Origin of the sequence: Bacillus sp. AR4-2 (assembly GCF_008274865.1) — a bacterium.
Lineage (GTDB): Bacteria > Bacillota > Bacilli > Bacillales > Bacillaceae_G > Bacillus_A > Bacillus_A cereus.
The window spans coordinates 1,274,276-1,288,043 of sequence record NZ_CP031062.1 but is presented as its reverse complement, the minus strand read 5'-3'; the positions used below and the strand labels follow the sequence as shown (position 1 = coordinate 1,288,043).

Here is a 13,768-nt window from a genome sequence, read left to right as displayed (position 1 = left end):
GCTGATTCCTCCTTTAGACTTCTAGTTTTTTATCGATAATATAAGCAATTACATATATTATTAGAGCACTAACCATTACCATGAAACTTATATTAAAAATGTTAAATCCATTTTCTTGAAACATATTAATAAACAGACTCTTGCTTTCACTATGATATTCTACTCTTCGCAATACTTGGAAAGCTGGAGCTAATTTTCCTAGCAAGGTTGTCGCTAAAGTAATCGCGATATTTATTACTAGAAAAATAATAACGATTAGTATATTTTGCGCCTTTTTCTTTTTCGTAAGTAACTTTACTAGAGTAATTACCAATATGATTTGTAAAACACTAAACAAAAACTCAAATAAATCGCTTATCGTATATATTAAATTATTAATTATGCCTACTTGCATAATCTCTTTTGCTTCTACATATACAGAAGTCGTAGGAAAAGCTAATACATAACTTACGTAGAAAAGAATTCCACATATCCCATACCATATAGCCATTGCGATAAATGAGAAAATAAGCATAGAAATTACATATTGTTTCCCAGATATTGCTGTAAGTCGTAACATTGGATTAGTTAGTAAGCGTGAATATGATTTCATTGTTTGTATAAACATATAAACAATATAAAAGAAAAATATAATCATAATGATTCCAAATATACCCTCTTGTCTACTGATAGCCGCATCACTTTTTCTTACAATCATTTGTGAAAATAACACAGCTTCAATTAGCACAAAGAATAAAAAAGTAACAATATATCTTTTCTTATTTACATTCCATAAATAGGAAAGTACTGACTTCACTTACTAAACACCTCCTTAAACAATTCATGAACTGCTTTTCCTCTCTGAAAACGAATTTCTTCTACATTTTCATATAGAACCATTTCTCCATCTTTTAAAAAGATCACTTCATCAAAAATATTTTCAATTTCATTTATTAAGTGAGTGGAAATTAATATCGTACAATCTTCCCTATAGAACTGTAGAATTAGATCCAATACATGTTCTCTAGAAAGAGGATCAATCCCGCCCAATGGCTCATCCAGTACATATAGCTTCGCTTTTCGAGAAAACGTTAAAATAATCTGCAACTTCTCAACCATACCTTTTGACAATGCTGTAATTTTTTCTTCTAACGGTATTTTAAATTCTGCAATCGTATCTACCGCTTTTTGAATATCGAAGTCTTTATAAAAATCTCGATAGAAAAATAAAGCGTTTTTTACAGTCATCCAATCATCAAAGATTGGCTTATCGGACATAAATGAAACAATTTCTTTCGTCTGTAACCCTACCTTTTTACCGTCTATTGTAATACTACCTTCAGAAGGGTGTTGCAAGCCTGCAATCATTTTCAATAACGTCGTTTTCCCGCTCCCGTTATCTCCAACAAGCCCAACGATTTTCCCTTCCGTAATCTCTATGTTTAATTCACGGATCACTGCTTTTAATCCGTATCTCTTCCATAAGTTTTCTATTTTCAATAGCTCTGTCATTGGCTCTCCTCCCTCTTATCATGTAATGAAGAACGAAGAATTGTAAGAATTTCTTCTTCTGAAAAACCTAAATTGTCCATTCCATCTATAAAAGAATGAAGTAATTCTTTCGCCATCTCTTTTCGCAGCTCCATAATTTTCTCCCCTTCATTCGTTACATACCGTCCCATTCCTCTACGTGTGACAACAACTCCATCCCGTTCTAGCTCTTGAAATGTACGCTGAATCGTATTTGGATTCACTTGTAATTCACTCGCTAATTCACGGACAGAGGGAATTTTATCACCAGGTAATAAATGTCCTGTTACGATCTCTTTTTTTATGTATTCCATTACCTGAATGTAAATTGGTGTATTTGGAGAAAACTCTATTTTCATTTCTTCCCTCCTTTTGTATCGGTGTACTAGTTAAATAATACACCGATACAAAAGGTTTGTAAATACCCATTTAATTACAAAAAAGTTCTATCCGTTAAACGAATAGAACGTCCCAAATATAAATCGCTATACAAAAATAATAGTGTTATGTAAACAAAATTATAAAGAAAAACTGTCTTATCAATGAATAAGACAGTTTTTCTTTATAATCCTATATTAAAAGTTAAACACGAAGTCATCGTCAGCTAACTTTTCAACGTTCGTTGCTTTTACGTAACCATTTCCTTTTACAGAGAAGAAATCATGGTTTTTCGTATCTGTACGTAAACCATTTAAAACGATTGGGTTAATTTCTTCTTCTTCAAACTTCGGCTCAAGTCCTAAGTTCATAAGCCCTTTATTCGCATTGTAACGAACGAAACGATTTACATCTTCTACAAGACCGATAGAAGTGTAAATTTCTTCTGTATAGGCCATTTCAATTTCATATAGTTCCATTAATAAATCTTGTGTTTCTTTTTGCACTTCTTGTTGCTCTTCTGCAGAAAGTTCTGCGAAGATTTGTTGTGCTAAAATACCGACGAATACGCCGTGAATTGACTCATCACGAATTATCAAGTTGATAATCTCACCACTTGCTGTTAGTTTTCCTTGACCAGCTAAGTAAAGTGGATAGAAGAATCCGCTATAGAATAAGTAACTTTCTAAGAACACACTTGCTACCATTGCCATGTATAACTCTTTTTTTGTTACTTCAGGCTTTAATAAACGACGATAGTAACTAGTAATAATACCAGCTTTTTTCTCAAGTAACGGATGATTGTCTACCCAGTCAAAAATATCATCAATCTCTTCTTCTGTAGCTAATGTTGTGAAAATGTGACTATAACTTTTCGCATGTACTTCTTCCATAGCTCCCATGAAAGCTAATACACTTTTCGCTTGTAAATTTTCAAGATGAACCAGTACAAGTGGCATTCCTTCGCCACCTTGTTTCGTATCTAAAAGTGTTAAACCACCTAATACACGCTTATAAGCAATTTGCTCTTCTTTCGATAATTGCACCCAAGTATTTTTGTCAGACGAAACCGCAATTTCTTCTTCTGTCCAAAACTGAGCGATGTTTTGCTTCCAAAACATTAAACTAAAATCATCTTCTTTTTTGTTCCAGTTTACCGCACGCATTAAATCGCCCCTTCTCTAAATATGATAACTAAGCATGAGCAGGGTTCAGAAAACCCTGCTCATCATGTCTCACTTTTTATATTAAACGGTACAAGCCACACACTCTTCCACGCTTAATTTACGTGTTCTCGTATAATACAGACTCTTTAAGCCTTTTTTATGTGCATAGATGTAGTAACGTGCTAATTCACGTGTTGAAATATCACTATTAACGTAAAGAATTGTACTAATTCCTTGGTCAATATGTTCTTGAATTTCTGCGATTAAATCAATTAATTTAAACTGATTCATATCGTAAGAAGATTTATAGTACCAGAACGTATCTTTTGATAAATACGGCATTGGATAATATGTTGTCGCATTCGCATATGTTCTTGATTCGATTTGACTTACGATCGGCATTACGCTTGAAGTTGCATTTTGAACGTAACTGATTGATTGTGTTGGAGCAATGGCAAGACGATATGAGTTGTATAAACCATTCTTCTGTACTTGCTCTTTTAAACTTGTCCAATCTTCTTTTGTTGGAATATGAATTCCTTCAAATAGTTGCTGAACTTTTTCAGTTACTGGGCTGTAATCTGTCGTTTCATACTTTTCGAAGTATGTGCCATTCGCATAATCAGATTTATCGAAGTCCTTAAATGTCTCGCCTTTTTCTGTAGCGATTTCCATACTTTTCTCAATAGAGTAGTAATTTAACATCATAAAGAATGTACGAGCGAATTCTTTCGCTTCTGCACTTTCATAAGCGATTTTATTTTTTGCTAAATATCCGTGTAAGTTCATTGCTCCAAGTCCAACTGAATGAAGCTCGTCATTTGCTTTTTTCACAGTTGGTGCATTCGGAATAATCGTCATATCAGAAACAGCTGTTAAAGCTTCCATTCCCGCATGAACTGCTTCACGAATTTCTTTATTTTCCATTACGTTTACGATATTTAACGATCCTAAGTTACAGTTAATATCACGACGGATAATGTCATCTGTACCGTAATCATTTATTTCTGAAGTTTCTTGAAGCTGGAAGATTTCTGTACATAAGTTCGACATCTTCACAGTTCCAATATCCTTCAATGGATGTTGATTATTTGCATTTGATTTAAACATTAAGTATGGGTAACCAGACTCAAGCTGAATCATAGCGATTTTAATAAGCATATCACGTGCACTAATATCTAGTGGCTTCTTCTTCACTTTCGGATTGCTCATTAATTCATCGTACATTTCATCAATGTCAATATCATCTAAATGCTTGCCATATTCTTTATAAACCGTATAAGGCGCGAAAACATGGAAAGGTTCGTTTTTCTCAGCAAGCTCAAAGAACTTACTTGGAACGATAATTCCGATTGATAGAGACTGAATACGGCTCTTCTCATCGGCATTTATTTTTTTTGTATCAAGGAATTCAATAATATCCCAATGGAAAATGTTTAAATATACTGCACCGGCACCTTTTCGTTGGCCAAGCTGATTCGCATATGAAAACGAATCTTCAAGCAATTTCATAACAGGTACTACGCCACTTGCAGCGTTGTCGATACCTTTAATTTGCTCACCGCGTGCGCGTAGCTTAGATAAGTTTAAAGCTACTCCCCCGCCGATTTTCGATAATTGCATCGCAGTATTAATGTTAAAGCCGATCGAATTTAAGCTATCGTCCATCTCTAACAAGAAACAAGACACCATTTCTCCTCTTCTGCTTCTTCCCGCATTTAAAAAGGTTGGTGTCGCTGGTTGGTAGTTTTGTTTTACAATCATGCTTGCGAATTGTCTTGCCTTCGAAACATCACCGCGTCCTAAGTATAATGAAACAATTGCTACACGATCTTCATAGCTTTCTAAGTATTGTTTTTGATCATTCGTTTTTAACGCATAATCTTTGTAGAACTTAGATGCTGCCATATAAGATTGGAACTCGAAGTTTTCACCATAAGCGATGTTATATACTTCCTCTACTTCCTCCAAGCTATACTCGTCCAGAACGTTGTAATAGTAATCATGTTCTTTCATATACTCCATTCGCTCTGCCACGCTATTAAAAGGAACGGTATTCTCTCTAGCTTCTTCCATAAAGACTTCTAATGCCTCTTTATCTTTATGAAGCTGATAAAAACCGTCCTGCATTTGCGTGATTTCATTATTCAGTTCAATGTGTCGCAATCTCCCGCACCCTTTCCTTAAAATATTCTACATCGTTATTTGTTCCAGATAACTCAAATTTTGATACAATAGGCACTTCATATTTAGTAGAAATCTTGTCAGCACTTGCACCGAACATGTCTCCCCAGTTACGATTGCCGCTTGCAGATACGCCTTTTAATTTTTCATTATTGCGCTCTAAAAAGTCTAAAACACGTTCTGGTACATTGCCAAAACCTGTTGTATACGTAATAAGAATAAAGTCTTCATCTATTACTAGATCTTCATCAATTTGAACGGCCGGCATATTTAATTTGTGAATGAAACGCTTCACGTTTCCTGTCATAGAATCATATGCAACTAACATTTCCGACCCTCCCTCTCAAATCTATATTCTCTATATGTTGTTCTTGATTTCTCTATATATTGTATTACGTTTCAAAATAAGACACAAGATATATGTATAAATTCTTTCTTTTTTTAACTTTTACTTTTCGACATGATAGCCGTTTTTTTTCAATACAATGACTATGAAACAACATTCTAAAACTCATGTCAATAAAGTGCTTTTCAAAAAAGTTGTCAACGAATTTAACCTTATTTTTAAAAAAGTTAACAATATATTTTGTCATAAAACGGTAGATGCTGAAGAAATATATTTCTCCAGCATCACGCAAAAAAGAACAGATATGAAACTATAATCTGCTCTAAAAAACGATTACATTTATCAAATTTACCTTATTAAATATATTATACATATACTTTCGTTTCTCGTTACATACTAAAAGATAACTATTATAGAAAAAGATTATTATTATGGAACTTCAATTTATTTATGAAAAGTTTATTCAGAGTGCTCAATGCGCAAAATATCTTTTATAAATATATGATGCGGATTTTCATCTTTATCAATCATTGTACATACCGGAGCCTCTTCATCAAAGTATACAATCATTCCTTCTACGTACTGATATGTATGTCGAACTTGTACAGTTACTTTAATTTCTACTGCTTCTTCATATGCTCTTTTTATTTTCTGAAGCATTTTTGCTGAACATTTTCGTTTCTCTGGATACATAACCATTCCCATAAATCGATTGCCGGCTCTATCTTTCCACATATAATCCCAATGTGGTAAAATGCCTTGTTTAAAATCGCCCATAATTCCCCTCTCCTTTATCTTTTATTTATCCCGCATTAAACGTCCGATTGGTGAAAGGCTACTAATCAGTGAGAGATGCCCTGCTGATCAAAATTCCCCTTTATGAACGTGGCGTTTCTGAATATGTATAAATCACTTGCCCGCCTCGCTGTGCGTTACCAATGAAATGCTTAAAGTCTTCTCTATTTACAACAACTTCTCTGAACGTATAAAATACATCTTTCGTAACAACATACTCCTTTATTTCACCATTTTTTAGCTGATCTAAAATTGTATTTGCTAATTCTTTATCCATGTATTTCACCTCTCTGCAATATTTTATTTTATCGTATATTCTATAGGTCAACAACTGTAAATTTATCCCGCTATTTGCAGGTAGTGCGATTGGTGTTGACTACTAATCAGTCGTGGAATGAACAAAAAATCTTACTGATTAACGTTTCACTTTATCTCGTTGTTATGCCATGATTTTATTTTCGTTATTTCGCAAACAATATCGTTTTACTATATGTCCACTAAATATCATATACTAACATAGCTACTTCTCTATATCAAACATTTCGGCATTCAATTATGCAAAGTTCCATACCACTATGCTACAATATACAAATAGAACTAGGAGGGATACTATGATTCGGAAAGCAAAAAAGACAGATGCAATGGCAATAGCTCCTTTATTGTGTAATGCTCTGCATGAAATTGCTGAAAAAATCACAGGTAGCACAGATGAAGCAGAAGTATTACTAGGACTTGAGACATGGTTCTCAAAAGAAAATAACCGTCTGAGCTACGAAAACTGTTTTGTCTATGAACAAGACGAGAGTGCAGTTGGAGTTATTGTCGCTTATCACGGTAGTGAAGCAACACAGCTTGACGCACCAATTGTACATCACTTAAGAGAATTACATAAAGATGAATCAATTACGTTAGAAAAAGAAGCTGAGCTTGATGAGTATTACATTGATACACTATCAGTTTCAAGTGCACACGGCGGAAAAGGTATCGGTTCTAAATTAATTGAAGCTGCCGAAATCTATGCAACTGAAAAAGGGCATGAAAAAATCGCTTTACTTGTTAATTTAGAAAACACACGCGCCTATTCACTATACGAAAAGTTAGGTTATAAAAAAGATGAAATTGTTATGCTAGTAGGCGAACCTTATGCTCATCTCGTAAAACCATTAAACGTCAAAATTTCTGTATCTTAAAAAGAAAGCACACGATTTATATAAATCGTGTGCTTTTATGTTAAATTCGTATTTAATATATTTCCATCCATCGCCTCGTGAAACGTATATGTTGTACATCCCCATGGCTTTCTATGCAAAATAGGCGAACCAGACCATCCCATTGCCCTCAGCTCCGTTCCAATCATCGAATTAAAATAATTATGACCTACAAGAGCAATACTTCCATGTACGAGAGCATAACGATGTAATACGTAAGCTGCTTGCCTTGCCCTCTCTCTTACTTCCTTATAAGATTCAACATTTTTATGGTAACCAAGTATCCATAATGCTCGTCCAATACACATCCATACGTTAAGTTTACACTTCAACCATTTTGGCGCATAAAAGCTCGCCGGAACTGCCACTTCCCTAAAAAGAGAATTTTGTATAAAACATAAAGAATCCATTAATTCAGCTGCTGACTGTACAGCACACTTTTGATCACTCGTTACAATCAATTTCGCTACTTCAACCGCTTCTCTTGTTTCCAATGGTATAGGTTGTTTTTCTGTTATAGTATGTAAGTCATATCCTTTTATCCATTCATGAAAGGATGTAACCGTCATTGGTTCTATAGTACAATCTAAGCGACCATGACGAATAAAAGAAATCTTCATTCTTTTCACTCTCCATTCATCACTTATGAACTCTATTATGCACTAGTTCTAAACATCATACCACGCAAGAAAATAAAGTTATATACCTTTACATCTCCCCACCATTATCATGTCTTATCGAAGCATGGATACCATCCATCCCATCAAAATATGTACTCGTATCATATTGACGAATCTTTTTTAAATGCATATAAGAAAATAAAAATAAAATTAAAGCTATAACACTCCCCACAAATTCAAACATCATTTTACCGCCTCTAATTTCTCCCACTTCAGCAGGTTATTCTACTTTTTCATTATACCTCGATATAAAGATTCTCGCATTTTTGCTATTTTTTTCAAAAAACATGGATTTTCTACATATTTTCTTACAAAAAGTGAATATTTTTCGAATTTTTACTTTGGAAACATTTACAAAGTAGGAAATATGGTTCAAAATAGGAGGAAATAAAAAAACCCAAATTTATTCTTTTTTTGGGAAAACTGTAACAAGGAGAGTTGCTTATGCAGATCGCAGAAACTGGAGATATCATCGAATTTAAAGGTGGAATGCAAGGCCGTGTTCAAAAAGTAAATCAAAACTCTGTTATTGTTGATATAACAATTATGAAGAATTTTAGAGAACTAGATATGGAACCTCTTACAGTTGTAAGTCATAAAAACTATACTGTCATTAATCAAAATGCATAATATAATAGAAAGAAAGGGCCTGTATACTATACAGGCCCTTTCTTTCTATTAACGATTATCAATTGTTTCCGGATATAGATCGTGGTTCATCATGCGGTAATCAGCCATTTGTTCATACTTCGTCCCTGGGCGCCCGTAGTTGCAGTATGGATCAATTGAAATACCACCACGTGGTGTGAATTTCCCCCATACCTCAATATAACGTGGATCCATTAATTTAATTAAATCGTTCATAATAACGTTCATGCAATCTTCATGGAAATCACCATGATTGCGGAAACTAAATAAATACAACTTTAAAGATTTACTCTCTACCATTTTTTGCTCTGGAATATAGCTAATATAAATTGTTGCAAAATCTGGTTGTCCTGTTTTCGGGCATAAACTTGTAAATTCAGGACAATTGAATTTTACAAAATAATCACGGTTTGGATGATTATTATCAAATACCTCTAATATTTCTGGGCTATATTCAAATAAATATTTTGTATTTTGATTCCCTAGTAATGTTACATCTTTTAAATCTTCATCTAATCTTCCTGTCATTTTAAACATCCCTTCTCGTTATACGCCGCGCTTATTTCCCCATACTAACGCATGAAGCTGAGGCAATACTTTTGCATCATTCATCTCTTTACAATTTACAGCTTTATCAATCAGCCATTCATACTTATCTAATAATTTTTTTATAAGCATCGCATCATCCACTGTTTTTGTATCATCGTTTCCTACTTGTAAGAAAAATGGTACCTTTGGATAACGTTCGTGCATCTTAACTGCATATTCAAAATCATGATCATCGAATACTACTACTTTTAAACTAATATCTTTTCCTGCTAGTTTCTGAATAATAGCATCTAACCTCTGAAAATCTGTTTTCATCGTTGAACTTGGTGGTTTTGGAGAAATTGTTATCTCATCAATTTGAAGTAACCAATCTTGCCATTTACTCCCTTGCGTTTCAATTGCCGTTCGCATTCCATTTTCTTTTAATATAGAAAGAAGAAACTCAATATTTTTCAGTAATGCCGGATTTCCACCTGAAATCGTAACATGAGAAAAATTTTCTCCTCCAATTGCAACAAGCTCATCCCAAATATCTTCTGGTGTCATCTGTCTAATTTGATCTTTAGCTGATCCATCCCACGTAAAAGCAGAATCACACCAAGCACAGCTATAATCACAACCAGCTGTACGGATAAACATTGTCTTTTGCCCTACAACCATTCCTTCACCTTGAATAGTCGGACCGAATATTTCTAAGACAGGGATTTTACTCATCAAGCATCCACTCCCGTCTTACTTCCGCATAACTAGTCGGCGTCTCAAATAGACGAACAAATTCAACGCGAGCTCCTTTATATTCGTTCACTCGATTCTCTTTTGTTAGTGCTTCTGCCATCTTTTCATAAATCCAAACGACCATATTTTCAGCAGTCGTATTCATTGCAGGTAACGTTTCGTTTAAATAACGATGATCTAGATAAATTTCTATTTCATTCTTCCAAATTTCTTTTATATCTCCAAAGTCAATTGCAAGACCTATTTCATTTACATATCCACTAATTCCAAATACAACTTTATATGTGTGACCATGTAAGTTTTTACATTTCCCTTCATAACAGTGTAAATGGTGTGCTGCATCAAATGTAAATTCCTTGCTGACCATTACTCTTTTATTATGGTATTTGAGTTGTTTACGCTGAATATCCTTGTCCATTTTTTGCAAATTCTCTACGATGCGAAATCCAAAAAAGTTATCCATTAGTTGTTCGCTCCTTCGCGTTCTTGTAGGTACGTATCTAATCCTGCTTTACGAAGTTGACATGCTGGACATTCACCGCAACCATCACCAATGATTCCGTTATAACATGTTAATGTTTTTTCTCGAACAAACTCAAATGCTCCAAGTTCATCTGATAATTTCCATGTTTCAGCCTTATCAATCCACATAAGTGGCGTGTGAATGACAAACGGGTAATCCATAGATAAATTTAAAGTAACATTTAACGATTTCACAAACACGTCACGGCAGTCTGGATAACCACTGAAATCAGTTTCACATACACCCGTTACAATATGACGTGCTCCAACTTGTTTTGCTAATACAGCAGCAAATGATAAGAAGAGTAAATTTCGTCCATCTACAAATGTCGATGGCAATTCACCTTCTTCATGTGTAATCTCCATATCCGTTCTCGTTAAAGCATTTGGAGCAAGTTGATTTAACAGACTCATATCTAGTACCGTATGCTTTATTCCTAGTTCTTTTGCAATTTCCGCTGCACAATCAATTTCTAGCTTATGACGTTGATTGTAATTAAACGTTACAGCTTCTACCTCTGCAAACTGCTCTATTGCCCAAAATAAACATGTCGTACTATCTTGTCCTCCACTAAAAACAACAACTGCTTTTTCTTTTTTCATTTCACTCATTCTCCTTCTCTACTATAAATAAGAAGAAAGAACGTTCTTGAACTGTCACAATAAAAAAACAAAACAATACCTAAGGATATTGTTGTTTCCATAGTTTTTTATAGAGGGAGTTCGCGAACCTCTCCCGCGCGGTGCACGGAATTTCTTCTTTCATTGACACAGCTTATTGTAACATATTGTATACTAGCGTAAAAATTTCTGATTTTTCAGCTATTTATTATTTCATTTCTTTCATTTTATAGTATGATTAATTTAATATAAGAAGAGAGGAGGCATCCCACTGAAACCCTTTATTATTTATCTCTTTTTAAATATATTATTCATCCTGATTACAATGCTCGTATATCATTTATTTTGGAATCAAAAAGGGAAACGCTCTCCTAAATTAAATTCAGCTATATTCATTGTACTCTGTTGCCTTGCTACCGTACTCTGTATTACATTTGCAGCAAAAACAAATAATGGTTTTCAATTTGATATGCGCCATATTGTATTAATTGTCGGTACATTAACGGGAGGGCCTATTGCTGGTGGTTCTATCTTAGTTGTATTAAACATATATCGCTTATTATTAGGTGGGATAGGTGTTTTCCCATCTCTTATCGGTTCTGTTCTTCTATTTATTGTTCTATTATTAACATATAAATTTTTCAATCGAACTTCTAATCGTATAAAAATAACACTTGCTATTATCTACAGTCTCACATACGGATTTAGTTGGATACCCTTCTTCCTTTCAAAGGTTACAAATAAGACTGATTATATACCGCATATTATTGTGTATGAATTATGTTCAATGCTTGGTACGATTCTAATTTTATATTTACTACACATATTACAAACTCAAGTTCGTCTCCAAAACGAACTTATAAATGCTGAAAAGTTTCATTTAATTGGTGAAATGGCAGCGTCTATCTCTCATGAAATTCGCAATCCATTAACTTCAACGAAAGGTTTTTTACAACTGTTACAATCAGATACATGCACTGAGCAGGAACGAAAATTATATATCGACATTGCCATTAATGGCATCGAACAAGCAAATCATGTTCTTACAGATTATTTAACCTTTGCTAAACCAAGCATTGAAAAAGAACAAACATTACAGTTAGAAGAAGAATTACTACATGCATTGTCGTTAATTACACCGCTTGCTAATTTAACAAATGTACGTACTCATTATATAAAGCAAAGCACTTCTTTTTTTATCGCTGGAGAAAAGCAAAAACTAAATCAATGTTTATTAAATATTTTAAAAAATTGCATTGAGGCTATGCCAAAAGGCGGTGATCTTTATTTCACATTAGTTCCTGATCATAAGCATATTCAGTTATATATAAAAGATACAGGAGTCGGTATGGATTCAGAACAAGTAAAACGTCTTGGTTCGCCCTTTTATTCAACGAAAGAAAAAGGTACTGGACTTGGAATGATGGTCGTATTCAGTGTTGTTCAAGCTATGAATGGAAAAATTGATATTATAAGTGAAAAAGGAATCGGTACAACCTTTTTATTAACTTTTCCACTCATACAAAAAACGTGATGAAATACTCATCACGTTTTTTCTGTTCCTTCAACTAATTCAGCAAAAGCTTTCACTTTTCCGTGCGGTTGTTGATTTTCTTTACGTGCTTTCCAGGCGCGCTCTTCTTCTCGCTTCTTCTTAGACATGTTTTTTCAACTCCTTCTTTTCTTTCTCCATGTAGTATTCCAAAATAAGAAAGAAAACTATGCACGTATCAAAAAAGAAGTGGTTTCCCACTTCTTCCACTTTAGCGTTGCAAAATTGCATGTTTCGCCTCTTTTAACTGCGTAAGATGTCTTTGTTCATGCAAATCAAGAAATTGAACCCATTGATACAAATTCAGATCATTAAAAACAGGATGCTTTAATCCATTTTCAAATAAATCTTTTTCATCTATAACACTATGAAGCGCGTGTAATAGTTCTTGGCGTGAATGTTCTAGTAATTGAATTCCTTGCTGTTTTTTCATTAAAGTTTCTGTTGGTTGCATTTGCTGAGGAGCTTCTCGTTTATGTGTGCGATTAAGCGTAAGTTGGAGGTCTTTAAATGGAGTCATGTTTCTTTCATTTTTTTGTAAAGCATATACAAGGGCAGACGTGACAGATTGTTCAACTAAATGCAAGTGGTGTAAAATTTGAATAATACTCCATTTATCACGGCGTGGCTTTACATTCACTTCTGTGTCATTTAACATTTCAATTTCTGATAATAGCGTGCTTCGAGTAGCCTGTAATGAGTTTACTAAACTTTCTAAACTTACATCCATATTAGATTGAAGCATACTTGTTCCCCCCTTTTGTTGGTGAAAAGAGGTGCTCCTTATTAGAAACACCCCTTCAGTATTCTGAATTTTCTTTTATTATCTCATCATTTTCCCATTATGTCGATGTTAAACATGTGAAAAAAGCGCA

The 13,768-nt window shown here is 34.0% G+C and carries 19 protein-coding genes and 1 riboswitch; of the genes, 3 read left to right on the top strand and 16 right to left on the bottom strand.

What is annotated here, in order from left to right; translation table 11 throughout:
* Nucleotides 1–13: 13 nt before the first annotated feature.
* From DN399_RS06715 to DN399_RS06675, 8 genes are all read right to left on the bottom strand, one after another.
* Nucleotides 14–796, bottom strand: a complete 783-nt coding sequence (locus DN399_RS06715) for a hypothetical protein (protein WP_000843921.1) — start codon at nucleotides 794–796, stop codon at nucleotides 14–16.
* Nucleotides 793–1,491 carry an ABC transporter ATP-binding protein gene (locus tag DN399_RS06710; protein WP_000137745.1) on the bottom strand — a complete coding sequence of 233 codons (699 nt, stop codon included), beginning with the start codon at nucleotides 1,489–1,491 and terminating at the stop codon, nucleotides 793–795. The genes DN399_RS06715 and DN399_RS06710 overlap by 4 nt, the downstream gene beginning before the upstream one ends.
* Nucleotides 1,488–1,868 carry a GntR family transcriptional regulator gene (locus DN399_RS06705; protein WP_000687512.1) on the bottom strand — a complete coding sequence of 127 codons (381 nt, stop codon included), beginning with the start codon at nucleotides 1,866–1,868 and terminating at the stop codon, nucleotides 1,488–1,490. The genes DN399_RS06710 and DN399_RS06705 overlap by 4 nt, the downstream gene beginning before the upstream one ends.
* Nucleotides 1,869–2,084: 216 nt before the next feature.
* Nucleotides 2,085–3,053 carry a class 1b ribonucleoside-diphosphate reductase subunit beta gene (gene nrdF / locus DN399_RS06700; RefSeq protein ID WP_001203028.1) on the bottom strand — a complete coding sequence of 323 codons (969 nt, stop codon included), beginning with the start codon at nucleotides 3,051–3,053 and terminating at the stop codon, nucleotides 2,085–2,087.
* An 81-nt stretch (nucleotides 3,054–3,134) separates the two neighbouring features.
* Nucleotides 3,135–5,219 (bottom strand): class 1b ribonucleoside-diphosphate reductase subunit alpha, encoded by a 2,085-nt coding sequence (gene nrdE / locus DN399_RS06695; RefSeq protein WP_001215839.1) that lies wholly within the window; start codon nucleotides 5,217–5,219, stop codon nucleotides 3,135–3,137.
* Nucleotides 5,206–5,565, bottom strand: coding sequence for a class Ib ribonucleoside-diphosphate reductase assembly flavoprotein NrdI (gene nrdI / locus DN399_RS06690; protein ID WP_000959447.1), 360 nt, complete (start codon nucleotides 5,563–5,565; stop codon nucleotides 5,206–5,208). The genes nrdE and nrdI overlap by 14 nt, the downstream gene beginning before the upstream one ends.
* 477 nt (nucleotides 5,566–6,042) lie before the next feature.
* The gene (locus DN399_RS06680) at nucleotides 6,043–6,360 is read right to left on the bottom strand and encodes a hypothetical protein (RefSeq protein WP_149149421.1); all 318 of its coding nucleotides are present in this window, start codon (nucleotides 6,358–6,360) and stop codon (nucleotides 6,043–6,045) included.
* 100 nt (nucleotides 6,361–6,460) lie between these two features.
* Complete coding sequence (locus DN399_RS06675) at nucleotides 6,461–6,655, bottom strand: hypothetical protein (protein ID WP_000356684.1); 195 nt, start codon at nucleotides 6,653–6,655, stop codon at nucleotides 6,461–6,463.
* Nucleotides 6,656–6,989: 334 nt separating this feature from the next.
* Here DN399_RS06675 and DN399_RS06670 point away from each other — a divergent pair, with 334 nt between their 5' ends.
* Nucleotides 6,990–7,568, top strand: a complete 579-nt coding sequence (locus tag DN399_RS06670; RefSeq protein WP_149149420.1) for a GNAT family N-acetyltransferase — start codon at nucleotides 6,990–6,992, stop codon at nucleotides 7,566–7,568.
* Nucleotides 7,569–7,603: 35 nt separating this feature from the next.
* Here DN399_RS06670 and DN399_RS06665 read toward each other — a convergent pair whose 3' ends face one another.
* Nucleotides 7,604–8,206, bottom strand: a complete 603-nt coding sequence (locus DN399_RS06665) for a hypothetical protein (RefSeq protein ID WP_000703102.1) — start codon at nucleotides 8,204–8,206, stop codon at nucleotides 7,604–7,606.
* An 88-nt stretch (nucleotides 8,207–8,294) separates the two neighbouring features.
* Nucleotides 8,295–8,450: a hypothetical protein gene (locus DN399_RS28010; protein WP_016122155.1), complete on the bottom strand. Its 156-nt coding sequence runs from the start codon at nucleotides 8,448–8,450 to the stop codon at nucleotides 8,295–8,297.
* Nucleotides 8,451–8,710: 260 nt separating this feature from the next.
* Here DN399_RS28010 and DN399_RS06660 point away from each other — a divergent pair, with 260 nt between their 5' ends.
* Complete coding sequence (locus tag DN399_RS06660; protein WP_001165082.1) at nucleotides 8,711–8,896, top strand: YkvS family protein; 186 nt, start codon at nucleotides 8,711–8,713, stop codon at nucleotides 8,894–8,896.
* 48 nt (nucleotides 8,897–8,944) lie between these two features.
* Here DN399_RS06660 and queF read toward each other — a convergent pair whose 3' ends face one another.
* Genes queF through queC form a run of 4 tightly spaced genes read right to left on the bottom strand, consistent with a single transcriptional unit; the run spans nucleotide 8,945 to nucleotide 11,323 of the window.
* Nucleotides 8,945–9,442, bottom strand: coding sequence for a preQ(1) synthase (gene queF, locus DN399_RS06655; protein WP_001986050.1), 498 nt, complete (start codon nucleotides 9,440–9,442; stop codon nucleotides 8,945–8,947).
* 18 nt (nucleotides 9,443–9,460) lie between these two features.
* Complete coding sequence (gene queE, locus DN399_RS06650; protein ID WP_000036294.1) at nucleotides 9,461–10,177, bottom strand: 7-carboxy-7-deazaguanine synthase QueE; 717 nt, start codon at nucleotides 10,175–10,177, stop codon at nucleotides 9,461–9,463.
* A complete protein-coding gene (queD, locus tag DN399_RS06645) occupies nucleotides 10,170–10,661 on the bottom strand; it encodes a 6-carboxytetrahydropterin synthase QueD (protein WP_000368414.1) in 492 nt (163 codons plus the stop codon). Before queD ends, queE begins: the two co-directional genes overlap by 8 nt.
* Entirely contained in the window at nucleotides 10,661–11,323 is a 663-nt protein-coding gene (queC, locus tag DN399_RS06640) for a 7-cyano-7-deazaguanine synthase QueC (protein WP_000711595.1), read from the bottom strand. Before queC ends, queD begins: the two co-directional genes overlap by 1 nt.
* A gap of 93 nt (nucleotides 11,324–11,416) precedes the next feature.
* Nucleotides 11,417–11,460, bottom strand: a riboswitch (PreQ1 riboswitch).
* A 206-nt stretch (nucleotides 11,461–11,666) separates the two neighbouring features.
* On the opposite strand from queC, the gene kinB reads away from it, so the two are divergent.
* Nucleotides 11,667–12,875, top strand: a complete 1,209-nt coding sequence (gene kinB, locus DN399_RS06635; RefSeq protein ID WP_000964151.1) for a sporulation sensor histidine kinase KinB — start codon at nucleotides 11,667–11,669, stop codon at nucleotides 12,873–12,875.
* A gap of 11 nt (nucleotides 12,876–12,886) precedes the next feature.
* Here the strand turns inward: kinB and DN399_RS28315 are convergent, their stop codons facing one another.
* Together DN399_RS28315 and DN399_RS06630 are read right to left on the bottom strand one after the other, a co-directional pair.
* Nucleotides 12,887–13,003 (bottom strand): DUF6254 family protein, encoded by a 117-nt coding sequence (locus DN399_RS28315; RefSeq protein ID WP_000038355.1) that lies wholly within the window; start codon nucleotides 13,001–13,003, stop codon nucleotides 12,887–12,889.
* 101 nt (nucleotides 13,004–13,104) lie between these two features.
* Entirely contained in the window at nucleotides 13,105–13,638 is a 534-nt protein-coding gene (locus DN399_RS06630; RefSeq protein ID WP_000941962.1) for a DinB family protein, read from the bottom strand.
* Between the last annotated feature and the right edge of the window lie 130 nt (nucleotides 13,639–13,768).